At 72.4% G+C, this 25,067-nt stretch carries 22 protein-coding genes and 3 pseudogenes; 13 read left to right on the forward strand and 12 right to left on the reverse strand.

From position 1 onward, the window contains the following. Positions 1-78: 78 nt before the first annotated feature. On the reverse strand, positions 79-1,431 hold the full coding sequence (locus tag OG294_RS38550) for a nucleotidyl transferase AbiEii/AbiGii toxin family protein (protein ID WP_327071231.1): 1,353 nt from the start codon (positions 1,429-1,431) through the stop codon (positions 79-81). After that, complete coding sequence (locus tag OG294_RS38555) at positions 1,428-2,147, reverse strand: hypothetical protein (RefSeq protein ID WP_327071232.1); 720 nt, start codon at positions 2,145-2,147, stop codon at positions 1,428-1,430. Before OG294_RS38555 ends, OG294_RS38550 begins: the two co-directional genes overlap by 4 nt. 161 nt (positions 2,148-2,308) lie before the next feature. On the opposite strand from OG294_RS38555, the gene OG294_RS38560 reads away from it, so the two are divergent. Continuing rightward, positions 2,309-2,956, forward strand: coding sequence for a hypothetical protein (locus OG294_RS38560; RefSeq protein WP_327071233.1), 648 nt, complete (start codon positions 2,309-2,311; stop codon positions 2,954-2,956). A gap of 200 nt (positions 2,957-3,156) precedes the next feature. On the opposite strand, the gene OG294_RS38565 is transcribed toward OG294_RS38560, so the two are convergent. Then, on the reverse strand, positions 3,157-3,333 hold the full coding sequence (locus tag OG294_RS38565) for a hypothetical protein (RefSeq protein WP_327071234.1): 177 nt from the start codon (positions 3,331-3,333) through the stop codon (positions 3,157-3,159). A 191-nt stretch (positions 3,334-3,524) separates the two neighbouring features. On the opposite strand from OG294_RS38565, the gene OG294_RS38570 reads away from it, so the two are divergent. Both OG294_RS38570 and OG294_RS38575 read left to right on the forward strand, forming a co-directional pair. Next, positions 3,525-4,304: an SDR family oxidoreductase gene (locus tag OG294_RS38570; RefSeq protein WP_327071235.1), complete on the forward strand. Its 780-nt coding sequence runs from the start codon at positions 3,525-3,527 to the stop codon at positions 4,302-4,304. 315 nt (positions 4,305-4,619) lie between these two features. Next, positions 4,620-5,978 carry an erythromycin esterase family protein gene (locus tag OG294_RS38575; RefSeq protein WP_327071236.1) on the forward strand — a complete coding sequence of 453 codons (1,359 nt, stop codon included), beginning with the start codon at positions 4,620-4,622 and terminating at the stop codon, positions 5,976-5,978. 49 nt (positions 5,979-6,027) lie between these two features. On the opposite strand, the gene OG294_RS38580 is transcribed toward OG294_RS38575, so the two are convergent. Next, positions 6,028-6,879 carry a LysR family transcriptional regulator gene (locus tag OG294_RS38580; RefSeq protein WP_327071237.1) on the reverse strand — a complete coding sequence of 284 codons (852 nt, stop codon included), beginning with the start codon at positions 6,877-6,879 and terminating at the stop codon, positions 6,028-6,030. 80 nt (positions 6,880-6,959) lie between these two features. On the opposite strand from OG294_RS38580, the gene OG294_RS38585 reads away from it, so the two are divergent. Both OG294_RS38585 and OG294_RS38590 read left to right on the forward strand, forming a co-directional pair. Then, positions 6,960-7,535 carry a cupin domain-containing protein gene (locus OG294_RS38585; protein ID WP_327071238.1) on the forward strand — a complete coding sequence of 192 codons (576 nt, stop codon included), beginning with the start codon at positions 6,960-6,962 and terminating at the stop codon, positions 7,533-7,535. Beyond that, positions 7,532-7,894: a DoxX family protein gene (locus tag OG294_RS38590; RefSeq protein WP_327071239.1), complete on the forward strand. Its 363-nt coding sequence runs from the start codon at positions 7,532-7,534 to the stop codon at positions 7,892-7,894. Before OG294_RS38585 ends, OG294_RS38590 begins: the two co-directional genes overlap by 4 nt. A gap of 691 nt (positions 7,895-8,585) precedes the next feature. Here the strand turns inward: OG294_RS38590 and OG294_RS38595 are convergent. After that, positions 8,586-8,882 carry a hypothetical protein gene (locus OG294_RS38595; protein ID WP_327071240.1) on the reverse strand — a complete coding sequence of 99 codons (297 nt, stop codon included), beginning with the start codon at positions 8,880-8,882 and terminating at the stop codon, positions 8,586-8,588. Between the two features lie 45 nt (positions 8,883-8,927). Here OG294_RS38595 and cofE point away from each other — a divergent pair, with 45 nt between their 5' ends. The 4 genes and pseudogenes from cofE to OG294_RS38615 form a co-directional block, all read left to right on the forward strand. After that, a complete protein-coding gene (cofE, locus tag OG294_RS38600; RefSeq protein ID WP_327071241.1) occupies positions 8,928-9,704 on the forward strand; it encodes a coenzyme F420-0:L-glutamate ligase in 777 nt (258 codons plus the stop codon). A gap of 11 nt (positions 9,705-9,715) precedes the next feature. Next, positions 9,716-10,144: a hypothetical protein gene (locus OG294_RS38605; protein WP_327071242.1), complete on the forward strand. Its 429-nt coding sequence runs from the start codon at positions 9,716-9,718 to the stop codon at positions 10,142-10,144. Positions 10,145-10,286: 142 nt separating this feature from the next. Beyond that, positions 10,287-10,856 carry a GNAT family N-acetyltransferase gene (locus OG294_RS38610; protein ID WP_327071243.1) on the forward strand — a complete coding sequence of 190 codons (570 nt, stop codon included), beginning with the start codon at positions 10,287-10,289 and terminating at the stop codon, positions 10,854-10,856. Positions 10,857-10,883: 27 nt separating this feature from the next. Further along, positions 10,884-11,785 (forward strand): annotated as a pseudogene (locus OG294_RS38615) (transposase family protein); the annotation flags it as partial. A 367-nt stretch (positions 11,786-12,152) separates the two neighbouring features. Here OG294_RS38615 and OG294_RS38620 read toward each other — a convergent pair. From OG294_RS38620 to OG294_RS38630, 3 genes and pseudogenes are all read right to left on the reverse strand, one after another. After that, a pseudogene (locus OG294_RS38620) lies at positions 12,153-13,243 on the reverse strand (IS630 family transposase). A 41-nt stretch (positions 13,244-13,284) separates the two neighbouring features. Beyond that, positions 13,285-14,496, reverse strand: a complete 1,212-nt coding sequence (locus OG294_RS38625; RefSeq protein WP_327071244.1) for a hypothetical protein — start codon at positions 14,494-14,496, stop codon at positions 13,285-13,287. Between the two features lie 31 nt (positions 14,497-14,527). After that, entirely contained in the window at positions 14,528-15,232 is a 705-nt protein-coding gene (locus OG294_RS38630; protein ID WP_327071245.1) for a TetR/AcrR family transcriptional regulator, read from the reverse strand. Positions 15,233-15,345: 113 nt separating this feature from the next. On the opposite strand from OG294_RS38630, the gene OG294_RS38635 reads away from it, so the two are divergent. After that, the gene (locus tag OG294_RS38635) at positions 15,346-16,089 is read left to right on the forward strand and encodes an SDR family oxidoreductase (RefSeq protein WP_327071246.1); all 744 of its coding nucleotides are present in this window, start codon (positions 15,346-15,348) and stop codon (positions 16,087-16,089) included. A gap of 99 nt (positions 16,090-16,188) precedes the next feature. Here OG294_RS38635 and OG294_RS38640 read toward each other — a convergent pair whose 3' ends face one another. Together OG294_RS38640 and OG294_RS38645 are read right to left on the reverse strand one after the other, a co-directional pair. Continuing rightward, positions 16,189-16,809, reverse strand: a complete 621-nt coding sequence (locus tag OG294_RS38640; RefSeq protein WP_327071247.1) for a LysE family translocator — start codon at positions 16,807-16,809, stop codon at positions 16,189-16,191. After that, positions 16,803-18,335: an alpha,alpha-trehalose-phosphate synthase (UDP-forming) gene (locus tag OG294_RS38645; protein WP_327071248.1), complete on the reverse strand. Its 1,533-nt coding sequence runs from the start codon at positions 18,333-18,335 to the stop codon at positions 16,803-16,805. Before OG294_RS38645 ends, OG294_RS38640 begins: the two co-directional genes overlap by 7 nt. Positions 18,336-18,679: 344 nt before the next feature. Here OG294_RS38645 and OG294_RS38650 point away from each other — a divergent pair. The 3 genes and pseudogenes from OG294_RS38650 to OG294_RS38660 form a co-directional block, all read left to right on the forward strand. Beyond that, a pseudogene (locus OG294_RS38650) lies at positions 18,680-18,898 on the forward strand (Crp/Fnr family transcriptional regulator); the annotation flags it as partial. A gap of 266 nt (positions 18,899-19,164) precedes the next feature. Continuing rightward, a complete protein-coding gene (locus OG294_RS38655; protein ID WP_327071249.1) occupies positions 19,165-20,370 on the forward strand; it encodes an enoyl-[acyl-carrier-protein] reductase FabV in 1,206 nt (401 codons plus the stop codon). 174 nt (positions 20,371-20,544) lie between these two features. Then, on the forward strand, positions 20,545-21,369 hold the full coding sequence (locus OG294_RS38660; protein WP_327071250.1) for a M55 family metallopeptidase: 825 nt from the start codon (positions 20,545-20,547) through the stop codon (positions 21,367-21,369). A 31-nt stretch (positions 21,370-21,400) separates the two neighbouring features. Here the strand turns inward: OG294_RS38660 and OG294_RS38665 are convergent, their stop codons facing one another. Together OG294_RS38665 and OG294_RS38670 are read right to left on the reverse strand one after the other, a co-directional pair. Next, complete coding sequence (locus tag OG294_RS38665) at positions 21,401-23,770, reverse strand: RICIN domain-containing protein (RefSeq protein ID WP_327071251.1); 2,370 nt, start codon at positions 23,768-23,770, stop codon at positions 21,401-21,403. A 195-nt stretch (positions 23,771-23,965) separates the two neighbouring features. Next, positions 23,966-24,943 (reverse strand): Lrp/AsnC family transcriptional regulator, encoded by a 978-nt coding sequence (locus OG294_RS38670; protein ID WP_327071252.1) that lies wholly within the window; start codon positions 24,941-24,943, stop codon positions 23,966-23,968. Positions 24,944-25,067: the final 124 nt, after the last annotated feature.

Here is a 25,067-nt window from a genome sequence, read left to right on the forward strand (position 1 = left end):
TGACGTTCATACCGCGAGGGTAGCGCGCCCGCGGGCTGCGGGCACGCGATTTGTGACCAGGGCCTCCTGGTGCGGCGCTCAGCGGAGCAGCCACTCCATGGTCAGGGCGCCTTCGCGCAGCCGGCCCGCCCAGTACGACCAGGCCGGGCAGGACAGCAACTGCTCGGCGAGTGCGGCGTCGTCGGGGCCGCCGGGCCCGAGGAGGCGCTTGGTGAGGCGGTGGGCCAGGGCGAAGGTGGCCTGCGCCTTGGCGAGCCGCTCCTGCAGGGCGGGCAGCCCGCCCTCCGCCAGCACCGGGCGCAGCTGCTCCAGCCAGCCCTCGGCCCACCAATCGGCCAGCGCCGCCGGGTCGACCTCGGCGAAGGTGGGGGCGAGCGCCGCGGCGAGGCGGTCGACCAGCTGGTACGGAACGTCGTCGTATGCGTCGTCGGCGTCGTTGTCCGCGTCGTTGTCGTTGTCGTTGTCGTTGTTCTCGTTCTCGTCCTCGGCGGGCCGGGCCAGGTGCGGGTACTCGCTCGCGAAGTGCTCCCAGCCCACCGAGACCGTGTGGCCCAACTCCGCGATGGTGAACGCCTCGACGGGGTGCTCGGCGTACAAGGCCTCGCCGTCCGTGAAGACGTCCCGCAGCACCTGGTAGCGCAGCGGGGTGGACTCGGCCAGCAGCACCGCGTCGTAGAGGTCCTTGCCCTGCGGGTAGGCGTCGCTGACCAGCCACATCAGCTTCCAGGCCAGCGACAGCTCGGGGGAAGCGGCGTTGAGCCGGGCGCCGGCCGTCCCGGTGGCGGGCCCCTCGGCGGCGGGCAGCAGGGCCGGCTGCGGGGGCACCCGCAGCGGCTCGTTGAAGACGAAGTCCAGCTGGATCGCGCCGTCCGGCAGCCCGTCGGCCCGCCAGGGCAGCAGCAACCGGCGCCCGGGCACCCGGTCGTAGGTCCAGATGTCCTCGCTGACCGCCTCCGAGGCGGTGAAGCGGACCGGGCCGTGGCTCGCGGCCTCGGCGGCCCGCGCGATGCCGTCCAGCATCTCGGCGGTCCGCGGCTCCTCGATCCGCCACTGCGGCGGGACCACCACGAAGTCCAGGTCGCCGGGCTCGCGGGCCTGTGCCCCGAACCAGGCGCGCAGCAGCACGCTGCCGCGCAGCACCAGGGCCTCGGCCCAGGGCGAGTCGGCGATCGCGGCGAGCAGCAGGTCCATGGCCCGGCGCCGTGCGGCGTACCAGGCGGCGCCGAGCCCGGGGTCGGTGAACCGCGGATCGGCGGCGCGGTAGGCGTAGGGGTGCGCCTTCAGCGCGGGGTCGAAGACGCCGGCCTGGGTGGCGCGCGGGTCCTGGACCGGACGCAGGGTCAGCGGCACGCCGGGGGCCGGGCGGCCGCCCGCGACGGGCCGCAGCTGCGGCACGCTGCCGTCGGGGAGGAGTTGCCAGCGGTCGTTCACGGGGTCGGGTCCTTCGGCGTCGAGCCGTCGGCGGCTATCCAGCCGTCGTCCACGGCGAGGTTGCTGTCGTGCACCACGAACTCGCGCTCCACCGCGATCGGCGGATGGCCGGCCGCCACGAGCGTGTCGGTCAGGGCGGCCAGCCGGTGCTCGGCGGTGCGGCGTCCCACGCCGTGGCAGCGCTGGGTGACAAACTGCTGGCCGCGCCCGGTGGGATCGGTGCGGCGTGCGTTCCAGGACACGTGGGCGCAGTGGCCCGCCACCGCCCGGACCAGCGCCGCACGCTCACCGGGCGCCAGCAGCACCTTGAGGTGGTGCTCGAAGTAGTGCTCCGGGCCGAGGAGTTCGGCCTCGCTGTCACTGCACGGCACGCCCGGGGCCCACGGCGCGGCCTCGCACTTCACCCGCACCGGGGTGAAGCCGTCGGTGCGCAGCGCGGCCGTCAGCCGCTCGGCCCGGTCGAGCTGCTCCTGGAACGTGCCCGCCGCCCTCCAGGACAGCATCGGCTGCGAGGGGTGCTGCCCGCGGGCCAGCACGATGTGGGTGTACTTCAGCCCGTGCGCCTGCGCCCAGCGGGCGAGGGCCGGTAGGGCATCGGGCCGGGTGTCGGGCAGGGCTTCGGCGTCCGTCGCGGCGAGGGTCAGGTGGGTCTCGAACTCTCCGACCGTCCCGGCGGCGCCGAAGGCCCGGTAGGTCAGGGGCGCTTGCACTGTCACGGCGGCGATTGTTCCAGTCGGATCGTGCGACCGGCCAACCGGTTTCCGCTGGTGGCCGCCGCTCTGGCGGCAGGTCAGCAGGCTACGGGCAGTCAGTGCCAGGCCTCCCGGCGCGAACGCCGCGCGCTCCAGCATCGTCTACCATCACTGCTCGCTGACAGATGGACGAGATGAAGAGTGTGGCAATGAGACTACTGATCACCTTGGGTTACGGCGCTGTTCTGGCGGCGCTCGTCGTGGGGACCTTGGTGGGGAACCTGTTCGGCGTGGACGACGTGAGCAGGCTGTTGCTGACGCTCATCGAGTTCGTCACCGGTCTGCTGGTGCTGAGCGTCGTCATGGCAGCGCTGCCGCGTCGGCTGCAGCAGCAGGTGGCAGGGGCACAGCCCACCTCGGCGATGATGCGGCGTCGGGTCGACCGGCTGCTCGTCGCCATCGGCGGCATTCCGGCGCGTTCGGCGCGCGCGGATGTCGCGGCCCTCGCCCGCGGCGCGAGCCTGTACGCGCGAGCGGTGCGGATCGATGGACCGCGCCCCGCACTCGGCGTGCTGCTCTTCGAGGCGCCGGCCGACGGGCAGGCCGTGCTGCGCTGGCACCAGGGGAGGACCGTCGAGACGATCCCGGCCCCGTACACGGTGACGGAGCTGGCCGGCGTCCGGTCGACAGCGACAGCCCGCACCCTGAAGGCCACCAGTACGGTCTGGATCGGGGAAACCATCAACGTTCAGCTGACGCCGATGGACCTGGAGGTGCTCCGCCACGTGGCGGCTGCCGCGACGCCGGAGCGGGATGGCACGTCGGTCCGGTAGGCGAGCGGATCGCGGCCGAAGGGGGAGCCCGGTCCCTTGTGGACGACCTTCTCCTTGGGCCCGCTCCACACGTCGGCGCGCTGATCGTGGAGGGTGGCGGCGAAACTCCTGTCCCGGCCGAGGGCGTGCACATCCAGGTCCTCGACGGCGAGACCGGGCTTCCCGCGGAGCTCGTTCGACGCCAGTGGCTGCGCGGGCGCTCAGTCCGCCAGGTGCTCCGCGAGGAAGCCGAAGGCGGGGCTCCACTGCCGGACCTGGAACCGGCTGATCACGCCGGCCTCGGTCTGCAGCCCGGCCGGACAGGCGCGGTGCGGAGGGCGAACCCCCACGTGGCGCTGGTCGGTGGTGAAGACGTACTCGACGGCGTCGTAGGCCACGGCGTTCCCCTGCGTGCTCCTCGGCCGGTCCGGCGCGGGGCCGGTGCTGCCGATTGCTCCGGTGGGTCGGCAACACGCTGTCGCGGCGGGCTCCTTGCTGTGGACTTTTGGCGGGGGCCGGGCTGACCGTTCGTCATTTATGGTGATCGGAGCCCGGATTCGGCCGGGGCATCACGAAAGGAGAGGCGATCATGGGGGAACTGGACGGCAGGACTGCGCTGGTGACGGGCGGCTCGCGCGGGATCGGTCGCGCGGTCGCGCTGCGGCTCGCGGGCGAGGGGGCGCTGGTGGTGGTCCACTACGGGGGCAACGAGGCGGCTGCCGCCGAGACCGTGGCGCGGATCGGGGAGGCCGGGGGCCGGGCGTTCGCGGTGCAGGCCCGGTTCGGCGAGAGCGGTGCGGTGGACCGGCTCTTCGAGGGGCTGACCGCCGGGCTGGCGGAGCACGGCGCGGACGGCCTGGACATCCTGGTGAACAATGCGGGCATCCACTCGGTCAGCCCGATCGGGCAGCTCAGCGAGGAGGAGTTCGAGCGGCTGCTGGCGGTCAACCTGAGCACGCCGCTCTTCGTGGTCAAGCGCGCGCTGCCGCTGCTGCGGGACGGCGGGCGGATCGTCAACATGGGCTCGGCGGCCACCCGGATCGCGGCCCCGATGCAGATCGGCTACACCGCCAGCAAGGCGGCGCTCGCGGCACTCGCCCCCTCGCTCGCCCATCAGTTGGGCGGGCGGGGGATCACCGTGAACACGGTCGAGCCCGGGGTGGTGCGCACCGACCTGACCGCCGGTTTCACCGGCGTCCCCGAGGCGGTGGCCGGGCTGGAGGCGATCACCGCACTCGGGCGGATCGGCGAGCCGGAGGACGTCGCGGACGTGGTGGGCTTTCTGGTGGGCCCGCAGGGGCGCTGGGTGACCGGCCAGACCATCGACGCCTCCGGCGGTACCTACCTCGGACCGGCCGCGGCCGGCTGATCCACCCACGGTCGGATCCACCCACGGTCGGATCCACCCATGGTCGGATCCGCCCCCGGCGGTGCCCGACCCGCGGCCCACCCGCGCCCGGACCCGCGGCCCACCCGCGCCCGGACCCGCGGCCCACCCGCGCTCCGGCCCAACGGCCGGGGCGCGGGTAGGACCACGGTCCTGGTCCGGGCGCCGCGGGTGGATCCTGGTCCCCCGCGCGTTCTCGTCCTGCGCTCCGACGAGCAGCCGCCGGCCAGGTGATGAGCTGGGATCCTCCCGGGCCGACACCGACGGCGCCGGTTGGACGAGGCGAGGAGCGAGGGCATGACGGAGCAGTTCGGGCGACGGCCGCTACTGATGGCGGCGGCGGCCACGGTGGGGGCGCTGCTGGCCCCCGCGTCGGCCTACGCGGCTGACGGGGCCACGGCCGGCAAGGCGCCGGCGAAGCCCGACGGCCAGGACCCGGTGCGCGCGCTGGAGCGGGCCGCGCGCCCGCTGCGGTCGACCGAACCGGGCTCGGGCACGGCCGATCTGCGGCCGCTGGGGGCGATGATCGGCGACGCCGCGGTGGTGGGCCTGGGCGAGGCCACGCACGGGTCGCACGAGTTCTTCGCCCTGAAGCACCGGATCTTCCAGTACCTCGTGGAGGCGAAGGGCTTCACCACCTTCGCGCTGGAGATCGGCTGGCCCTCGGGCATGCTGATCGACGACTACATCCAGGGCGGGCAGGGCGACGCGCGCCAGGTCGTGAAGCAGGCCCTGGGCGGATCGCCCTTCGAGCGCGAGGAGTTCCTGCACCTGGTCGAGTGGATGCGGGACCACAACCGGCGCAATCCCGGCCGGCGGGTGCACTTCATGGGCGACGACGCCGGTGCGCCCAGCGTGGGGGACGCCTTCTTCGAGCGGGTGACGGGCTACGTCCGTCAGCACGAGCCGCAGCTGCTGGCGCGGCTCGACGAGCTCTACACCGGCCTGCGCCCGCTCGACGACTACCTCGCCTACATCGCGAAGCCGGTGGCGGAGCGCCAGCGCCTGGCGGCCAACGCCCAGCAGGCGCTGGAGCTGCTGGAGGGTCAACCGAACGCGGGCGCCACGGAGTTCGCCTGGACGGTGCAGCACGCCCGGTCGATCGCCCAGACCGCCAGGTTCCTCGCCTGCGACTTCGACGACGCCAAGGCGGTGACCGCCGCGGAGCTCTACCGCGACCAGCTGATGGCCGACAACATCGTCTGGTGGCAGCGCAACACCGGCCACCGGATGCTGCTGTCGGCACACGACGGGCACGTGGGGTACGTGACCGACGACCCGGTGATGTACCCGAAGGTCCAGGGTGCGTTCCTGCGCGAGGCGCTGGGCAGCGCCTATCTCGCCATCGGAACCACCTTCGACCAGGGCTCCTTCCTGTCGAAGGACCAGGCCCTGGACGGCCCGTGGAAGCCTTTCACGGTGGACGCGGCCGCTCCCGGTTCCAACGAGTACACCCTCGACCAGGTCTGCCGCTCCGACTGGTACCTCGACGCCCGCACCGCCCCGGCCGCGGCCCGTGCCTGGCTGGACACCGTCCGCCCCACGCGCCACATCGGCACCGAGTACCCGTGCCCGCTCGCCGACATCGCGCTGGGGCCGTCCTACGGCGTCCTCATCCACCTCCGCCGGGTGCGGGCGGCCGACCTGTTGACCTGAGCCGCGCATGGGGCTGAAGCCGCGCACAAGTCGGCTGCCTCCCCGGCGCTCACCGCTGGTAGGCGGCGGTCGCGACCTGGACGAACGAGCGGATCAGCGGATTCGTGTCGCCCTTGTTCCATGCCGCGAGGACGCGACTGGGCGGCATGTCGGCCAGTGGCACCACGGTGAGGCCGGCCGCCGGCTCGTGGTCCAGGAGGGTCATGCCGACGGTGCCGTTCCACAGCACCGCCTGCTGGCACTCCTGGACGGCCCGCACCACCGGGCCCTCGCGGGGTTCGCGGCCGTGCCAGTAGGACTGCCAGCGCGCGTCGGTGCCCTCCGGGAACCGGAACCAGCGGCGGTCGGCCAGGTCGGCCAGGTCGGGGCTGTCGCGGCGGGCCAGTGGATCGTCGGTGCGCAGCAGGGCTCCGACCGGGTCGGCGCGCAGCTCCTGGGTGATCAGGCCGGCCGTGTCGAACGGCGCGCGGGTCACGGCGATGTCGACCAGCCCGGCGCGCAGCCCGCAGGTGGGGTCGGTCAGGTCGGTCTCGCGGATGCGGACCTCGACGCGCGGGTGCCGACGGCGGTAGGCGCGGGCCAGCCGGGTGGTGCCCGGGTCGGTGCCGTCGCCGAGGAGGCCGACGGTGAGGGTCGCGGCTCCGGCCGCCCTGGCCAGGCGCGTGCGCACCTGCTCGGCGTGGTCGAGCAGGGCACGCGCCTCGTCGAGCAGCACCGCCCCCACCGGGGTGAGCGAGACGCCGGCGGAGGACCGGTCGAAGAGCGCGGCGCCGGTCTCGGTCTCCAGCTGCTTGATCGCCCGGCTCAGCGGCGGCTGGCTCATGTGCAGTCGCGAGGCCGCCCGGCCGAAGTGGAGTTCCTCGGCAACCGCCACGAAATAGCGCAGGGTACGCAGTTCCATGGGGCAACGATACCCGTACGGTATCGAGGCCATCGAACAGGTCTTGGACGCCCGCGGTGCCCCGGCGGTGGAATCGAAGCATGACGAACGACACGACGAGCGAACCGACGAGCGAACCGAAAGCCAGTGAGCACCCGACCGCCGACCCCGCCGTGTCGGTGGTCGGTCCGGACGACGGCGAGACGATCGTGCTGGGCACCACGCGGCTGCGCCTGCTGGAGGACGGCAGCAACACCGGGCACCGCCTCGGGCTCGCCGAGTCGGTCCTCGCGCCGCACACGCCCGGACCACCGCAGCACCGCCACGCCCAGCACGACGAGGGCTTCTACATCATCTCCGGCACCGTGCGGTTCACGGTCGGCGAGCGCCAGTACGACGCGACGGCGGGCACGTTGGTGATGGTTCCGCCGGGCGCCCCGCACACCTTCGCCAACACGACCGACCAACCGGCCGTCATGCTCAGCACGTTCACGCCGGACCTGTACGTGCAGTACTTCCGGGACCTGCAGGACATGATCGCCGGCGGTCGGGCGATGACCCCGCAGGCGAGCATCGAGACGATGAGCCGCTACGCCACCGTGCCGGCCACCGACTTCGGCGAGCGCCCGGCGGCCGGCGGCAGCCCGGCGACCGGTCCCCGAGGAAGCGCATCGTGAGGGCCGCCGGTGGAATCGTTGCCGCTCTGCTCGCCCTCTTCTACCTCTACGGCGGCGGGCTGAAGCTGCTCCGCAGCCGTGCGCGGCTGCGCCCCATGATGGCCTGGGTGGACAGCGTGCCGATGCCGGCCGTCCGGGCCATCGGGGCGATCGAAGTGCTGGGCGCGCTCGGGCTGGTCCTGCCACCGCTGACCGGCCTCGCACGCTGGCTCGCCCCGGCCGCCGCCCTCGGGTTCGTGCTCCTGCAGCTCGGCGCGACCTCGGTACACCTGCGCATGGGGGACCGCCGGATCGCCCTCAACCTCACCCTCCTGCTCGCCGCCGCCACGAGCGGCTGGCTGACGGCGAGTTCACTGTGACGGGGGCCGGGGAGGCTTCCTCCCGTTCCAAGTGGTGGTCCGGTTGTGCAGGGGAGTGGATGGCGGGCGGTGTGGGTGGATCTGGCGACGCTGAGGAGGCCGGCCGACCCCGCCGGCACTACGCCGGGACCGGCGGAAGGTTCGTGACCACGTGCGAAGCCTGATCACGCGCGCGGAGGCCGAAGCTGATGAGGCAGACTGCAGGCTGGCGTCATGTGTGGCGGACCCGGCCCGCGGCTACCTTCAGGCCGGGCAGCGGGTCGAGGTGGTGGATACGCTGCCGGCGGCCGAGCGGGAGGCACCGCAGGAAGTGCGCTGCCGCCCGCGGACCCGCAGGCTGGTGGAGGATCTGCGGGCTCTGGGGGCGGGGCCGCGGAGGAACGCTTGCGTCTCTCGCCGAGCGGTGTGGACTGCCCGCGTGACGACATCCAGCACCTTGTACCTGGTCGCGTGCGCGGCTCCGCCCGCCAGCCAGCTGGAGATACCGATCCGTGCCGCTCAACGTGCCGGTTGGGATGGCTGCCCGGTCCTGACACCGTCCGCGTACCGCTGGGCGAGCGAGGACCCAGCCAGCGGGATCGACCTGGCCGCCCCGGAGGAGCTGACGGGCCATCCGGTCCGCCACCAAGATGGGCCTGATTGTGTCCCGCGGGACACAATCCAGCAGGCCGTTCTCTGCCGGTACGGGTGGTCAGCCGGTCAGGGCGAGTTCGGTGCGGGCGTGGTGGACGAAGTCGGCGACGGCCGTCTCCTGCTGCCAGGGGGCGAGGGCGGTGACCAGGTCCTGGACGTAGCCGCGGGCCCGGGTGGACTCGACGTGGGCGAGGATCCCGACGGCCTGGTGTCCGAGCGTCAGGCCCTGTTCCAGTTCCTGCTCCTGCAGGTGGGTGGTGGCGACAATGGCCAGGCGCATGCCGACCGAGCGGGTGAAGTCGCCTGGTGACATGGCGGCCTGCGCGTTCCAGCGCAGCGCCTGACAGACCATCACAGAGCGGATACTGCCAGCACCACACCGCCCCGCGAGGAGGCACCAATGAGTACCTGGGACATGCGGCTGCGCGCTCTGCCCGGCATCCCGATGGTCAGTACCGGCGACGACATCGCCGCTCTGATCTGCAAGGCCGGCGCCGAGGACGGCCACCAGCTCGCCGACGGCGACGTGCTGTGCGTCGCCCAGAAGATCGTCAGCAAGACGGAGGGCCGGATCGTGCGCCTGGCCGACGTCACCCCGAGCCCCCGGGCCGAGGAGCTCGCGCAGCGCACCGGCCGCGATCCACGCTGGTGCCAGCTCGTCCTGGACGAGAGCGAGCAGGTCCTCGGCCTGATCGGCCGCCACGTCGTCACCCTGGACCGCCGCGGGCTGGTCGACACCGCCGGCGGTGTCGACCTCTCCAACGCGGGCATCTACAGCGAGGGCTGGGCCTGCCTGCTTCCCGTCGACCCGGACGCCTCCGCCCGCCGCATCCGCGACCGGATCCGCGAGCTCACCGGTGCCACCGTCGCCGTGATCGTCACCGACAGCCTCGGCGGCCCCCACCGCGAAGGCTCCCACGGCGCCGCGATCGGACTGGCCGGCATCGTCGCCGTCGAGAAGCCCCCGGTCGGCGACGCCGACCTGTACGGCAACCCAGCCCACGGCGATCTCAACCGGGTGGACGAACTCGCCGGCGCCGCCTCGGCCCTCATGGGCCAGTCCGGCGCCGCGCGACCCGTCGTCCTCATTCGCGGCGCCCACTACACCAGCGGCGAGACCGGCATCGCGCCGCTGCTGGTCCGACCAGCAGCTCCCGTGACCGGGCTCGTCCCGTAGAACCGAAGACAGTGAGGCCCGGTGAGCAGCGGCTGCTCATCGGGCCCCACTTCGTGGCCGGTCCCTATTGGTGGTCGGCGGGCGGGCTGCTGATCGGCCACCAGGCGTCGGGGCACATCGGGGTCCGGGGAGGTATGGACCGGGAAACCGGTGTTGCTGTCAAGACTTTTGACGGCAGCTTTCGGGGCCTGACGGGGAACGCGAGTGCCGCCGCCGTGTATGGCCAGGTTCGAGACTTCATCAGTGTGAGCGGCGGGAATACGTCAAAGCTCACCCGGGAGCAGAAGGGTCGGTTCGTCGCGACATGTTGGATTGCTCAGATCCACACGCACATTGAGGACCCGAAGCCGGGCTACGTCGCTGGCTCGAACGACCTGCCCGCTTGGCAGCAGGAGACCGATGCCGACATCTTCGAGGCGATCGAGCACGCCAACTCCTAACGACTTGGGGAGCGATAGAGGCGGGTCCTCGGCCATGACGTGAAGGCGGCCGTGCCATGCTGCTCCTCCAGCACCCCACCCGGTGACAGACGCGGTCCGAAAACGCCTGGACCGTCGGACCCCCCTCGGCCATGATCCTCACGTGACCACCTACCTCGAGTCCGAGCGCCTGACCCTGCGCCCCTTCGCCGCCGCCGACGCGGACCTGCTGATCGAGCTGGACAGCGACCCGGCGGTGATGCGCTATCTGACCGGCGGCGCTCCGACTCCGCCGGAGGAGGTCCGCGACCTCGCCATCCCCAGCATCCTCGCCGGCTACGAGCGCTGGGATCACAACCTCGGCCTGTTCGCCGCGCACGAGAAGGACGACGGCGCGTTCGTCGGCTGGTTCTGCCTGCGTCCGCTCCGCAGCGGCCCGCGTGAGGAGGCCGAACTCGGCTACCGCCTGCGCCAGGCGGCCTGGGGCCGGGGCTACGCTACGGAGGTCTCGCAGGCGCTGCTGGCGAAGGGGTTCGCCGAGCTTGGGATCCGCATGGTCTGGGCCGAGACTATGACCGTGAACCGCCCTTCGCGCAACGTCATGGAGAAGCTCGGGATGACGCTCGCGGAGAGCATCCCCACGCCGGACGACATGATGGCGGTTGAGGGTTCCGAGCACGGGGGTGTGCGGTACGAGATCACGAAGGAACAGTGGGAGCGGCGGCAGGCGTAGGCGGCGCGAGGCGCGGCGCCCGTGGATGTGAAGTCATCAGCCCGCGCGGCCTTGTCTCATCAAGCCCCATCGGGCATATCCCGACAGCATCTTGCCGAACTCGTCGCTGAGCTCGCCCCGGCATGGGAGGCGCGGCAGGAGTCTGCGCTGCGGGAGCGGCGCGGCGGCGATCGCCGCCGCGAGGCCGGTGCTGGCCCGAAGCATCGTCTGGTGTTCGTCGATCGGGTGCTGGTCACGCTGGCGCACTTGCGACACGACCTTCCGCACTCGGCCCTGGCTGTGCTGTTAGGAGTGGACCGCTCCACGGTGTCCGCCGCGATCCGGCAGGTCCGGCCGCTGCTGGCGGCGCGCGGGTTCGCCGTGCCCGACCAGCCCGCCATCCGGCTGCGCACCATCGAGGACGTGTTCGCCTACGCCGAGGCCGAGGACGTCGAGCTGCGTATCGACGGCACCGACGTGCAGGTGAGACGCCCGAAGGCCGGGCGTCCGGGCCGCAAGGCGTTCGTGTCCGGCAAGCGCAAGCAGAACACCATGAAGACCACCACGTTCAGCGACGGCCACGGCCGCACCCTCTACTCCGGGGTCGCGCGGCCAGGACGAATGCACGACCAGACCGCGGTGCGCACCGAGGGGATCGCCGAGCAGCTGCGCTGCCGCCCCGGCGTCAAGGTGCATGTCGACGAGGGCTACCTGGGCTTGGCCAACCAGTTCCCACATCAGGTCACCGCCCCACCCCGCAAGCCGAAGAAGGACGCGACCCTCGGCGAACAGCACGCCTGGCGGCACGAACGCCGAGCACAGTCCTCCAACCGGATCTGCGTGGAGCACGCCAACGCCGAGTACAAGCGTGGCGGCCCCTGCAGCGCTACACCGGCCGCCGCGAAGACTTCGCCGAGACCCAAGCCGCTATAGCCGGCCTGGTCTCCGACTGGTCAGCCCGCCGGGCCGCCCGCCGCAGGACGAGCAAAGAACTCGTCCTCGCCGCCGACGCCCGCCCGACGTCCTGCTGATCAATCCCAGGCGGATTGCTCAGCCGAGCCTGCCCAGATTCCTATCGCTCCCCAAGCCGTAAGCGGTCCGCGGCTGCCCTCCCTTCCCCTCCTCGGCCCGTTCGGGACGGGGAGGGGAGTTCCGGTCCGTCAAGGTGGCCCGCTGGGCCGGCGGAGGGGTGTCTCGGTGGTGTCATTGTGGTGGTCGTAGGCCCTGTCGCCGGGCGAACCGTCAGCAGCTGACCGCGACTATCAAGATCACCAGCAGAGTCAAGCTAGTGTCATGAGTCTCAGAACGGCTGCATATCTAGGGGTTGGGGTTCGGCAGGCGGTTCAGATAGCCGGCGAGACGTTCGAAGATCTCGTCGGCGGACTTGGTCCAGGTGAACGGCTTGGGGTCTTCGTTCCAGTGGGCAATCCAGTCGCGGATGTCCTTCTCCAGCGCCTGGACGTTCTTGTGGACTCCGCGCCGTATCTGCTTGTCCGTCAGTAGGCCGAACCAGCGCTCGACTTGGTTGAGCCAGGACGAGCTGGTGGGAGTGAAGTGCATGTGGAAGCGCGGGTGCGCGAGTAGCCACTTCTTGATGGCGGGGTCTTGTGGGTGGCGTAGTTGTCGCAGATCAGGTGGACGTCGAGTTCGGCGGGGACCTCCTTGTCGAGCTTGGCGAGGAACTTCTTGAACTCGACGGCGCGGTGGCGGCGGTGCAGGGAGCCGATGACCTCGCCGGTGGCGGTATTGAGCGCCGCGAACAGGGTGGTGACACCTCCTCGCAGGTAGTCGTGGGTGCGGCGCTCGGGCATGCCGGGCATCATCGGCAGCACCGGCGCGGAGCGGTCCAGTGCCTGTATCTGCGATTTCTCGTCGACGCAGAGCACGATGGCGCGCTCGGGCGGATCGAGGTAGAGGCCCACCACGTCGCGGACCTTCTCGATGAACTGCGGATCCTTGCTCAGCTTGAAGGTGTCGACCTGGTGCGGCTTGAGGCCGAAGGTGCGCCAGATCCGCGAGACCGTCGACTGGCTCAGCCCGCTCTGCTTCGACATCTCGCGGGTGGACCAGTGTGTGGCGCCCTTCGGCGTCGTCTCCAGAGTCCGCACGATCACGTCCTCGACCTGCTCGTCCGTCACCGTGCGGGCAGGGCCCGGCCGCTTTTCATCGGCCAGGCCCTCCAGTCGCTGGGCCGCGAACCGCTTGCGCCAGGTGGCCACGGTGGTCGGATGAATCCCGAGGTTCGCGCCGACCTGGGTGTTCGACAGTCCGTCGGCACACGCGAGGACGATCCTGCAGCGCAGCGCCAGCGCCTGCGCGGACGTCGCCCGCCGCGACCAACGCAGCAACGTCTCACGCTCGTCATCCGTCAGAACCACTTCGACCGTCGGCCGACCCATCCGCGCCATGAACCCAGCATACTTCTATAGCTTTCCTAAGACTCATGACACTAGATCAGCCGCTCGTGGTTGCGGGCGGCGACGGTGCGGACGAGGGCGGCGAACTGGGCGCGGCTGTGGTGCTGGTGGCGTTCCGCCGCCTCCTCCTGCTCCTGGTCCGCCGCGTCGTCCGGCTGCTCGCCCTCGGTGTTCTCCGCGTCCGCGTCCTCGGCGTCATCTTCGCCTTCGTCCTCGTCGTCCTCGTCGCTCTCGGTGTACTCGTCGTGGACGAGCCAGCAGCCGTGGATGCCCAGGAGGAGGTCTTCGAGGAGGTCGCGGGCGGGCCGGCGCGGGTCCAGTGGGGTGAGGCGGATGCCGCTGAGGACCGCCTCCGAGCCGCCGTCGTCGTCGGAGTACTGGGCGACCATCTCCTCGGCCTCGTCGAGCTGTTCGCGGAAGGTCGCCGGGTCGGGCAGGACGCCGTCGGCGACCTTCATGGCATGGCGCACCAGGCCGGTGACGGCGTCGTAGGGGGAGAAGCCGGCGTCGAGCAGTTCCAGGACGAGGGTGGGCGTCTCGTGGGGGAGCGCCTCGATGGTGTCCGCCTCCCGGACCACCTCGGACGCCTCGTAGCCGGAGGCCTCGGAGACGGCTTCGGCGGCGGCGCGCAGCCAGTGGGCGGCTGCCACGGCCGCGGCGGTCGGGTCGACCTCGGAGTAGAGGGCGGACGGGCCGAACGGGTCCTCCTCCAGCAGCCGGTCGGCGGCGGCGACCTGGACGGGGGAGGCGCCCTCGCGGCTGAGCAGGACGGCCTGCTGGGCCCGCCCGGTGAGGTCGCCGAGTTCGGCGCTCTCGACGGCGGCCAGCTCCGCCGCGGTCTCGTCGCGGATCGTGTCGGTCAGCTCCGGGAGCTCCAGGGCGAGCAGGGCACGGCCGATGCGGTGCGCGTTCTCCAGCACGGGGCTGTAGGAGACGGTCATGGTGCCGCCGTGCGGGAGGTTGGGTGCCTCCACGGCCTGGGGGACCTCCTCGAAGGCCCGGCGCTCCTGCTCCCGGTGCCAGCCCTCGCTGTCGACGTCGAGCGAGTCGGCGGCGCTGGCGGGGTGGGTGTAGGTGCGCCAGGCCGCCGTGGACAGCTGGGTGAGCGCGGCGGCCAGGCGGGACAGTGCGGCGAGGTCGGTGCCGGCCGGGAGGGCGGCGACGCGCGCGGCGAGTTCGCCCTGCCCGGTGCCCCAGACGGCGATGAGTTCGTGTCGCACAGGGTCGACGCAGTAGCGGGTCATGTCGGACCTCCTTCGGCTCGACTCCGTCCTATCACTTGCGCTCGCTCGGCAGGGCGCTCCCACCCGCGCCGTGCAGCAGGGTTGTGGCGAGCTGTTCGGCGACGGTGTGGTCGAGCGGGCCGTGGCCGAGGATGAAGCGGTACCAGAACAGGCCGTAGATCTGATCCACGATCAGGTCGAGGTCGGCGTCCGGGGGGAGTTGGCCGCGCTCGCGGCCACGGTCGAGGAGGTCCCGCAGGGCGCTGCGGCGGTCGGCGGTGTAACCGCGCATGAGTTCGGCGAGGTGCGGGTCGCGGGCGGCCTCGCGGACCAGGGTGCGCAGGGCGGAGGCCGTGGTGTCCTGCTGCGCGGCGTCGAAGGTGGTGGCGACGAAGGCCTGCAGGTCGTCGTGGAGCACGCCGGTGTCGGGCGCGGCGACGTGCTGGGCGGCGCGGTCGCTGAGGGCGTCCAGCAGGACGGCGCCCTTGGACGGCCACCACCGGTAGACGGTCTGCTTGCCGACGCCGGCCGTGCGGGCGATGGCGTCGATGGTGACCGGTGTGCCGTCGGATTCGGCCAGCAGGCGCAGGGCGGCGTCGAGGATCGCCTGGTGGGCGGCCTCGTTGCGGCGGCGCCCGGTGTGCGGGCGGGCCGTGTTCGGCTGAGCTGCGTCCGGCTGTGCCGCGCCCGGCCGGGCTGCGTCCGGCTGGGCTGCGCTCGGCTGGGGTGCGTCCGGTTGGGGTGCTGCCGCGCTCATCGTTCTTCTCCCTCGCTCAGGCCCCCGTTCGACCCCCGCTTGACAAGACTATCAGTCTCGGCAACCATGGTTGACGAAACGAGCGGTCTCGACAATACGAAGGAAGTACCATCATGAGCACTTCGGCACCCGCCTTCACCGGTCAGCGCGTCTTCGTGATGGGCGGCAGCTCCGGCATCGGGGAGGCCGCGGCCACCGCCTTCGCCGCCGACGGCGCGGAGGTCGTGATCACCGGCCGGAGCCAGGCCCGCCTGGACGAGGCCGTTGCCCGGATCGGCGGCAGGACCACCGGCCACCGGGTGGACGCGGCCGACCCGGAGGCCCTCAAAGCCTTCTTCGCCGAGGCCGGCACCATCGACCACCTGGTCGTCGGGGTCAGCGGCGGAGCCGGCGTCGGGCCGTTCGCGCAGCTCGACCTGGCCCAGCTGGCGGCCGGGTTCGACGGCAAGTTCTGGCCGCAGGTCCGCGTCCTCCAGGCCGCGCTGCCCCACCTGCGGCGGGACGGTTCGGTCACGCTGATCACCGCCGCCTCGGCCCGGTCGGCCTTCCCGGGCACCGCGGGCCTGGCGGCCATCAACGGCGCGCTGGAGGCGATGGTGCCGCCGCTGGCCGTCGAGCTGGCGCCGCTGCGGGTCAACGCGGTCTCGCCCGGCGTGGTGGACACCCCCTGGTGGGATGCCGTGCCGGCCGAGCAGCGCAAGGAGCTCTTCGACGGGCTCGCGGCCACCACCCCGGTCGGCCGGGTCGGGCGGCCCGAGGACCTGGCCCAGGCGATCCAGCTGCTGGCGGCCAACACCTTCATCACGGGCGTGGTCCTGGACTGCACGGGCGGCGCCAACCTGCCGACCGGGCGCTGATTTTCGGTCAAAGGCTGCCAAAGGCCATCAAAGGTCGTCGAACACCGCGCACCCGCCGATCCGTTCGGCGGGTGCGCGGGCGTGCGTACGCGACGGCCGTCAGCTCTCGATGGCCATCCGGATCCCGAGCAGGAGCAGCACGCCGCCGGAGACCCGTTCGAGCCACCTGCGGACGCGGACCCGGGAGATGACCTTGCGCAGCCGCCCGACGAACCAGACGTACAGTCCGTAGTACCCGATCTCGAAGACGGCCCAGACCGCCGCCAGGCCGATCATGGTGGGCAGGTGGGGTGCGCCGGCGGGCACGAACTGCGGCAGGAACGACATCGCGAACACCGCCGCCTTGGGGTTGGCGAGGTTCAGCAGCAGGCCCGAGCGGTACGACCGCCAGCCGGAGCGCTCGGCCGCCGCCTCCTCCGCCGCCGGCCCCTCGTGCTCGCGGCGGGCGTCGAGCAGCGTCTTGACCCCGAAGGCGATCAGCGTCACGGCGCCGACGATCCGCATGGCGTCGTAGGCCAGTTGGGAGGCCGCGAGCAGAGCGGTGAGCCCGAACGCGGCGACGGTGCCCCAGATGAAGACACCGGACTCGTTGCCCAGCACGGTGAGGAAGCCCGCCCGCCTGCTGTGCAGCGACTGCCGGATGATCAGCATGGTGCTCGGGCCGGGCGAGGCCGCGATCAGGGTGCAGGCGCCGAGGAAGGCGGGAAGGGTGCTCAGCATCCGCCCATCGTGGGCTCCGCCCGCCGAGCGTGTCCACCGACTTGTCGCGGTGGGCCGCACTGCCCGATCGCGTGGACGATCCGGTTCGCCCAGTCCGCGGGGCGCTCGTGGCCGAGGAGTCCGGCGAGTGCGGCCATGCGGGTCCGGCGTTCGGCGGGCGTGAGGGCAAGGGCCCGGGCCAGCACCGAGCTGAGGTCGCCGGGTGAGTGCGGGTCGGTGAGCAGTGCCGCCGGCCCGAGCTCGGTGGCGGCACCGGCGTGCCGGGAGAGCACCAGGACGCCCGGCCCCCGGGCGCCGTGCCGGGGGTGTGCGGCCTGGGCGGCGACGAACTCCTTGGCGGTCAGGTTCATCCCGTCCTGGAGGGAGGTCACCCACAGCACGTCGGCCGCCAGGTACTCCTCGATCACCCGGGAGCCGGACAGACTGCGCGGGAGGTAGTCGATCGGTTGCCAACTCCGCTCCGCCCAGCTTGCGTTGACCTCGGCCACCCGCTGCTCCAGGCGTCGGCGGGTGGTGTCGTAGGCGGTGATGCCGGGTTCGGGCGGTGGGCAGACGAGCCGGAAGCTGAGCTTGCCGCGCAGGTCGGGCCGGCGGGTGAGCAGGTGGTCGATGGCGTCGACCTTCTGGACCGGGGCCTTGGCGTAGTCCAGGCGTTCGACCGAGAGCACCAGGTGGGTCCCGGCGGGTCGGCGCCGTGTGGTGCGGCCGGCGGCGAGCCGCTCGACGGCGCCCCGGTCGATCCCGAGCGGATGCACTTCGATCCGAGGCACTTCGATGCGCGGCGCCTCGATCCGCAGCGGTTCGTCCGGGCCGTCCGGGCCGTCCGCTTCGTCCTGGCCGTCTGCGTCGGCCAGCGTGCGCCGGAACCGGTCGGCGAAGACGCCGGTGTGGAAGCCCGCCCAGTCCAGGCAGGTGAGCGAGGCGCGCAGTTCGGCCGCCACCGGCAGGGTGGCGAAGACCTCCGGGGACGGGAACGGCGTGTGGTGGAAGAGCCCGGTCCGCAGGTCGGGGCGGGCAGTGCGGAGCAGACCGGGGACGAGCCACAGGTTGTAGTCGTGGAGCCAGACGGTGGCGCCGGGCGCGGCCTCGGTGCTGATGTGCTCGGCGAAGCGGGCGTTCACCGTGCGGAAGTCGTGCCAGGCCTGCCCGGCGAAGACCGACCGCTCCGGTTCGGACATCAGCACCGGCCAGAGCGTCTCCTTGCAGGCACGGTGGAAGTAGCCGGTCCACTCGGCGCTGCTCAACGGCACGAGTGACAGCGGCAGTTCGGTGGGGTGCGGGCCGGTGGCCCGGCGGTCGCCGCCGGCCAGGGCCGCGACCCAGACACCCGGCAGGCCGTCGGTGAAGGCGCTGGTCAGGGTCGGTAGGATGCCGTTGGGGCTGGCGGGCGGCTGCCAGACGGCACCGTTCCAGTGCATGGGGGGCCGGTGGTAGCCGACGACGAGCGAGTGCCCGCGGACGGGGCGCTCCTCGCGAGCGCTGCCGGGTAAGGAGTTGTCCAGCTCGGTGACCAGAATCCTCGACATCCGAGCGACGCTAACACGACCACGGGACGTCGTGAAGTGTTCACCTCATGCGGGGCGTTCTGGCCCTTTCGAGTCGAACTGCCGTGGCAATTCGGCGGTATTCCCAACCTTCACTTTCGAACGCATTATCAGCCCTTGTGGATAAATCATCACTTCGGCACTGACTTTGACAAGGACATATGTCCTGCCGCCCGCGCGGGGCCCGGAATATCTCCTCGAACATCGCCGCACCGGCACTCGGCAGTCGTGACAATCACTGGGGCGGACCTGGCGAACGGCCTTGCTGCCGCCTTCGTTCGTGCTCTGACGTCCAGTCGGCTCTCCTCACAGGACGGGAATCAGTCATGACCACCGAAACCGCGCAGCCCAGCCCGCAGAGCCTCGGCTCCTCCGCCGCCAGGAACCTGGCGACCACCACCAAGACCGTGCCGCAGATGCTCGGGATCACCCCGCGCTACCTGCTGCGCGCGCTGCCCTGGGTCGACCTGGAGGCCGGCGTCTACCGGGTCAACCGCCGCCGGGGCTTCATCCTCGGCGACGGCCTGATCAGTACCTGCGCCGACGCCACCGGGGCCAGCCGGGTGCTCACCGCCCCGCTCACCCGCTCACCACCCACCCACCCACCCACCCACCGCCTCGCCGGTGCGGCTTAGCCGAACCGGGCCGCCGCCGCAAGGCCGACCCCTACAACGACGGCGCACCTCCTCCGTGGTTCTCCGGCACCGGTGACGGACCGTCGGCGTGGCTACGATCGCCGGAAACGATCACCGGATTGCGGACACCTGGACCGCGGTCCGGGGACCGACAGCCGCCGAGAGGACACCGCCGAGTGAGCACCCAGCAGATCACCCCGAAGCAGCGCGGCTATCTGATCGTCAACTCGCACCCCACCGGCTGCGCGGAGACGGTCGAGCGGCTGTGGGAGTCCATCCCCCGGGCCGAGCCGGGCGGGCGGGCGCCGGTCGTCCTGGTGCTCGGCTCCAGCGCCGGCTACGGCCTGGCCGTGCTGGCGGCCGGGCTGCGCCGGCACGGCATCCGCGGCATCGGTGTGGCCTTCGAGGCGGCCGGCACCGAGCGGCGCACCGCCTCGGCCGGCTGGTACCGCAGCGCGGCCCTCGCCGAGCTGGCCGCCGCGTCCGCCGCCGATCTGACCTTGGTCAACGCCGACGCCTTCGCCGACCGGACCCGCACCGAGGTGCTGGAGCTGCTGGCCGAGCGCTACGGACCGGTGGACCACCTGATCTACTCGCTGGCCTCCCCGCGGCGCACCGACCCGGCCACCGGCGAGGTCCACCACTCGGTGATCAAGCCGCTCGGGGACGCCTACACCTCCCCGTCGCTGGTCTTCGAGGACGGCGAGCCGAGGGTCGGCAGCGTCGAGCTCGCCCCGGCCGACGAGGCCGAACGCGCCGCCACCGTCAAGGTGATGGGTGGCGAGGACTGGGCGCTGTGGTGCCGGGCGCTGGCCGAAGCCGACCTGCTCGCCGAGGACTTCAGCACCGTCGCGCTGTCCTACGTCGGCTCCGAGATCACCGCCCCGGTGTACCGGCAGGGCACCATCGGTGCCGCCAAGCAGCACCTGGAGCGGACCGCGCACCAGCTCAACGCCGGTGTGCTGGCCGGCCACGGCCGGGCCTTCACGGCCGTGGCCGGTGCCGCGGTCACCCAGGCCTCCACCGCGATCCCCTCCATCGCCCTCTACACCTCGCTGCTGCGCACCGTGCTGGGCCCGCAGGGCTGGCGCTCCACCGCCGACCAGGCGGTGGAGCTGTGGGAGCAGCTGACCGGTGCCCGGCCGCTCGACCTGGACGAGCAGGGCCGCATCCGGCTCGACGGCTGGGAGCTGGACCAGGACGTGCAGGACCGCGTCCGCGCGCTGTGGGCCGATCCGGCCGCCGCGCTGGCGGCCGACCCGGCCGCACCGGCGTGGTTCCACGGCCAGTTCCGCGAGCTCTACGGCTGGGACGTGCCGGGAGTCGACCAGGCGGCCCCGGTGGAGACCACCGTCGCCTGGCCCGGCGACCCGCGGAGCTGACCGGCCCACCGCGGCGCCGACCGGCCCCCGTGGCGCTGACCGGCTTCCCCCGCGGCGCCGACCGGCTCACCACAGCGCCGACCGGCCTCCACAGCGCTGACCGGCCCGCCGCCCGGGTGGCAGACTGCGCACAGCGCCGGGGCGGCCGGGGCATCGGTGAGCAGGGGAGGGACCGTGCGGATCTTCATCTCGTCGGACATGGAAGGCACCGCGGGGGTCGTCGACTGGGAGCAGTGCCGCTCCTCGGGGGCCGACTACGGCTACTACCGCGAGCTGCTGCAGGGCGAGGTCAACGCGGCGATCGAGGGAGCGATCGCAGGCGGCGCAGGTGAGTTCCTGGTCAACGACTCGCACGGGGCGATGGCCAACCTGCGCCCGGACGCGCTGGCCGGGCGGGCCCGCTACCTGTCGGGCCGGCACAAGCCGCTGTACATGATGCAGGGTCTGGACGCCTCGTACGACGCGGTGTTCCTGGTCTCCTACCACGGCTCGATGGCCGGCGAGCCGTCGGCGCTGTCGCACACCTACAACCCGCGGGCGATCGCCGAGGTGCGCCTGAACGGCGTGCCGGCGGGGGAGAGCGGCATCAACGCGCTGGTGGCGCTCGGGCACGGGGTGCCCGTGGTGCTGATCACCGGCGACGAGGTGACCGCGCGGGAGATCGAGCCGTTCTGTCCGGGGGTGCGGGCCGCGGTCGTCAAGTCCTCGGTGTCGCGGTTCGCGGCCGAGAGCCTGCACCCCGAGGAGGCGCGGGAGGTGATCCGCGCCGCCGCGCGCGAGGCGGTGGCGCAGCTGCCGGGTGCCGTGGCGCCGGCGATCACCCTGCCGGCCACCCTCACCGTCCGCTTCCGCAACGCGGACCTGGCCGAGCAGGCCATCTGGATCAGCGGCACCGAACGCGTGGACGCGCTGACCGTCACGCTGACCGACGAGGACCCGGTCCGGCTCTACCGGGCCTTCGTCGCGGTGGTGGTGCTCACCCGGGGACTGGCCGAGTAGCCGGTCGCCGGGTGAGGTCATGCGCCCTGCGTCAGTCGCACCGGCTGTCGGTGGGCGGTTCGCCGGAGGTGACGGTGACCGTGATCGGGTTCACCCCGCTGGTGCCTGACGCGGCGACCGAGAGGTTGCGGCCGGGCACCGTCCAGCTCTGACCGGCCAGGGTGAAGGTCCAGTAGCCCTCGGTCTCGCGGACCACCGGGGCGTACTCGACCCAGCCGAACTGGTGGGGCGGCACCTGCACGGTGGCCGACTGCGTGACGCTGGTCTGGTCGATCCAGCTGTGCGAGGCGGTGAAGCTGGTCGACAGCACCTCGGGGACCTGGAACTCGAGTTCACGGCCCAGCGACCACTCGGTGCCGGTGATGTGCGCCCAGCTGACGGTGTCGCTCGCGGTGGTGGTGGGGCCGGCGTTGTAGAGGATGCTGCTCACCACGCAGCCGGTGGCCGCCTGGTAGGCCGCGGGGGTGGAGGTGTCGGTGAAGCTGCAGCTGTTGCTCGCCGGCGTGGTGCTGCACTGCTGGGCCGCCCGGTTCAGCGCGAGCTCCAGTACGCCCGGGGCGTTGGTGGTGCCGCTGCCGAGCCGCCAGGTGTTGTGGTCGTTCGCGTTCTTGCCGGTGCAGTCGATCCGCTCGACGAACTCGCTGGGGTGGAAGCCCGGGTTGTGCTTCAGGGCGGTCAGACAGGTGCTGCTGCCGACCTGGTGGATCCGGTAGAGAGTCGGCTTCCCGGTGGTCGAGGCCGGTGCCACCGGTTCCAGGTACCACTGCTGGGTGGAGTCGCTGGTGTCGCAGGCCGCCATGTCCAGGTGCAGCCCCCCGATCCCCGTGGGCGCATCGCCCACGCACTGGTTGTCGGAGTTGTTGGTGATGCTGAAGGTCGAGTTGCCGGAGGCCGCGTTCACCGTGAGGGACCACTGCTGGGCCGCGTCCGACGGGTTGGGCGCGTCCTGGATGACGGCCGACTCCAGGTCGGAGGAGTTCGCCAGGTCCAGCGCCGTCCCGAGGTCGGCGTTGGTGAGGGCGAGGCACTGCAGGCTGCCCGGGCCCGCGCACAGGCCGGAGCCGATCGGCGCCAGGTCGGTCCAGTCGAGCCAGTAGCCGCGGGGGGCCGACGGGGTGCCGGGCGCCAGCTGGCCGCGCTGGTGCAGCGTGGTGCCGCCGTGGCCGACCGAGAAGACCTCGAAGCCGCCCTCCGGCGCGTTCTCGACCGCGACCGAGTCCACCTTCTGGCCGGTCAGATCGTCCCAGCCGCCCTCCCAGATGCCGTTCGGGTTGGTGGTGGGCACGGCCGGCGAGGTCTGCGAGCGGTAGGTCACCAGGTGGTCGTGGTTCAGGCCGAAGACGGTGAGCCGGCCGTCGCTGTTGGCGGCCACCACCGGCGGGACCTGCCCGGCCTTGCCGAGGTTCGCGGTGTGGGCCAGGTCCCACGCACCGGTGGGGGACGACGTGCTGCCCGCGGTGGACTGGGTCGCCGTCCAGAGGTCCCCGTCGGTGTGCGCGCCGAAGACCTGGAGCAGGGTGCCCGTCGTGGTGTCCTCGGTCGCCACCGCCGCGTCGCCCGTCCAGGTGCCGCCGAGGTCGGCTCCGGACCAGTTCTGCTGCGGCAGCGGTGTCTGCTGGGTCCCCGGTACCTTCTGCGCGTACTCCCACAGGTGGTTGTTGTTGTCGACCACGAAGGCGGCGATCCGGCCGTCCCCCGTGACCGCCGCCGTCGGGTCGGTGACGAACCCGCGGGCGACCTGCTCCCAGGCGCTCCAGCCGCCGCCGTTCGAACCCAGCTCGGCGAGGTGCCAGAGCGAGGCGTCGGCGCCGAGCACGAAGACCTCCAACCGGCCGTCGGTGTTGCCCTGCACCTGGCCGGCGGGGTTCGGGTTCGGGTCGGCGGCGGTGTTGTCGTCGGCCACCACCACCGGGCGGCCGGCCACCGTGGTGCCCGTCGGGGCGCCCAGGTCCTGCCAGCCGCCCTGGCCGCGCGGGGTCTCGGACTCCTGGTACAGGTGGCCGTCCGAGCCCTGCGCGAAGAGTTCCAGTGTGCCGTCGAGATCCTGGATCGCCGCGGGGTCGCCCGCCGCGACGAAGCCGGTGCTGGTCCAGGCGCCCCAGGCGCCGCTGCCGGGGTCGCGCTGCCGCTGGTAGAGCGTGCCGTCGGAGTTGCGGACGAGGACGCTCGTGCCGTTGCCGTTGGTGATCGGCACCGGGGTGCCGGCCGAGCCGGTGGTGGCGGCGTCGGCCGAGCGGCCGGCGGTTGCCGCGGTCGCGGTGGTGGCGGAAGCGGCGGCGCGGCCGGCGGGCAGCAGGGCGGCGGCGGGCACGAGGGCGGCGAGCAGCAGGCCGGTGAGGGCGAGCGCCGCCGAACGCCCGTAGGGCCGGCGGTGGATGACGAGCAGACGCTTGGGGACCATGGGGGACCTCCCGGAGGACGGGCAGGATGGCCGAATGCGCAGCCGGACGGTGATCACCCGGTTCCGCTCGATCGTATGGGAACCGTGAACGCCCGCACAGGGGTGCGCAGCGGCGCAGGAAGCGCCGGGCGGGGCGTGCGGGCGCGCCGGAGCGCCCTCCGGGCCGTAGTTGATGAAGCGTCAGGAGCAACCGGCTCAGGGGAGGTGCCGCCGGGGCACGCCCCGCTTCAGCGTGCGGATCACCGGCGCGGTCTCCACCTGGGTGATGCCCGGCAGCCCGGCGATCCGGGTGGTCAGGTACGCGTAGAGCGCGTGCCGGTCGGCGCTGATGAGGCTCGCGCACAGGTTGGAGGGGCCGGTGGTCGCGGCGACGAAGGCGACCTCCGGATGGCCGGCCAGCTCCCGTCCGGTGGCTTCGAGATGGGCGGGCGCCACCGAGAGCCACAGCAGGCTGCGGACGAGCAGGCCGAAGATCGGCCAGTCGTACTCGACGTCGAAGTACAGCGCGCCGCACTCGCGCAGCTCGGCCATCCGTCGTCGCACGGTGCTGGGCGACCAGCCGGTGGCCGCGGCCAGGTCCTCGTATCCGGCGCGGCCGTCGGCGGCCAGCACCGCGAGCAGCCGCTGGTCGTCCGCGTCCAGGTGCACCCCGCCCGGGCGGTGCCGGGCCGGCGGCGGCTGCAGCCGGGCGATCTGGTCGCCCGAGAGCGGCCCGTGCTTGGTGATCAGGCTCGCCGGTCCGCCGAAGAAGTGGTGCAGCACGCAGTGCGCGGTGATCCCCTCGACCCGGGGGGTGCGCGGCAGCCTGTGCAGCAGCAGCGCCTCGCTCTGCTGCTCGCTGTCGGCCTGGACGATGCAGACGACCTCGGTGCCGCCGGAGGTGAGGCTGATCCAGGAGGTGTCGGAGCGCCGGGCCAGCGCTTCGGCGACCGCCACCGAGGCGTCGGGTGCGCAGCGCACCCGCAGGAACCAGACCACCTCACCGAGCGCGTGCGGATCGGTGGTCCCGGCCACCCGCACCGCGCCGCGCGAGCGCAGCCGCGCGTAGCGGCGCGCGACGGTCTTGTCCGACACCTCCAGAACGGCTGCGATCGCACTGAACGGTGCCCGCCCGTCGATCTGGAGGGAGTGGACGAGCTGGCGGTCCAGATCGTCGTACCTGTCGGATTCCACCTGCGGCAGCGTACCCGGTTCGGATTCCGCCAGGATGCGGATTGTGCGTGGCACCGGCGCGGACCGCGGTCGCAGCCTGGTTCCTGAGGGTCCGTCAAGCTGCGGGCTCCGGAGCCGAGGAGTG

This window comes from Kitasatospora sp. NBC_01302 (genome assembly GCF_035976515.1).
Taxonomy (GTDB): Bacteria; Actinomycetota; Actinomycetes; order Streptomycetales; family Streptomycetaceae; genus Kitasatospora.

Excerpts from the sequence above, each read along its gene's own strand:
- OG294_RS38560 (WP_327071233.1), top strand. The coding sequence starts at position 2,309 with ATGGACGAGATGAAGAGTGTGGCAATGAGACTACTGATCACCTTGGGT.
- OG294_RS38570 (WP_327071235.1), top strand. The coding sequence starts at position 3,525 with ATGGGGGAACTGGACGGCAGGACTGCGCTGGTGACGGGCGGCTCGCGC.
- OG294_RS38575 (WP_327071236.1), top strand. The coding sequence starts at position 4,620 with ATGACGGAGCAGTTCGGGCGACGGCCGCTACTGATGGCGGCGGCGGCC.
- OG294_RS38580 (WP_327071237.1), bottom strand. The coding sequence starts at position 6,879 with ATGGAACTGCGTACCCTGCGCTATTTCGTGGCGGTTGCCGAGGAACTC.
- OG294_RS38585 (WP_327071238.1), top strand. The coding sequence starts at position 6,960 with ATGACGAACGACACGACGAGCGAACCGACGAGCGAACCGAAAGCCAGT.
- cofE (WP_327071241.1), top strand. The coding sequence starts at position 8,928 with ATGAGTACCTGGGACATGCGGCTGCGCGCTCTGCCCGGCATCCCGATG.
- OG294_RS38625 (WP_327071244.1), bottom strand. The coding sequence starts at position 14,496 with ATGACCCGCTACTGCGTCGACCCTGTGCGACACGAACTCATCGCCGTC.
- OG294_RS38630 (WP_327071245.1), bottom strand. The coding sequence starts at position 15,232 with ATGAGCGCGGCAGCACCCCAACCGGACGCACCCCAGCCGAGCGCAGCC.
- OG294_RS38635 (WP_327071246.1), top strand. The coding sequence starts at position 15,346 with ATGAGCACTTCGGCACCCGCCTTCACCGGTCAGCGCGTCTTCGTGATG.
- OG294_RS38640 (WP_327071247.1), bottom strand. The coding sequence starts at position 16,809 with ATGCTGAGCACCCTTCCCGCCTTCCTCGGCGCCTGCACCCTGATCGCG.
- OG294_RS38645 (WP_327071248.1), bottom strand. The coding sequence starts at position 18,335 with ATGTCGAGGATTCTGGTCACCGAGCTGGACAACTCCTTACCCGGCAGC.
- OG294_RS38665 (WP_327071251.1), bottom strand. The coding sequence starts at position 23,770 with ATGGTCCCCAAGCGTCTGCTCGTCATCCACCGCCGGCCCTACGGGCGT.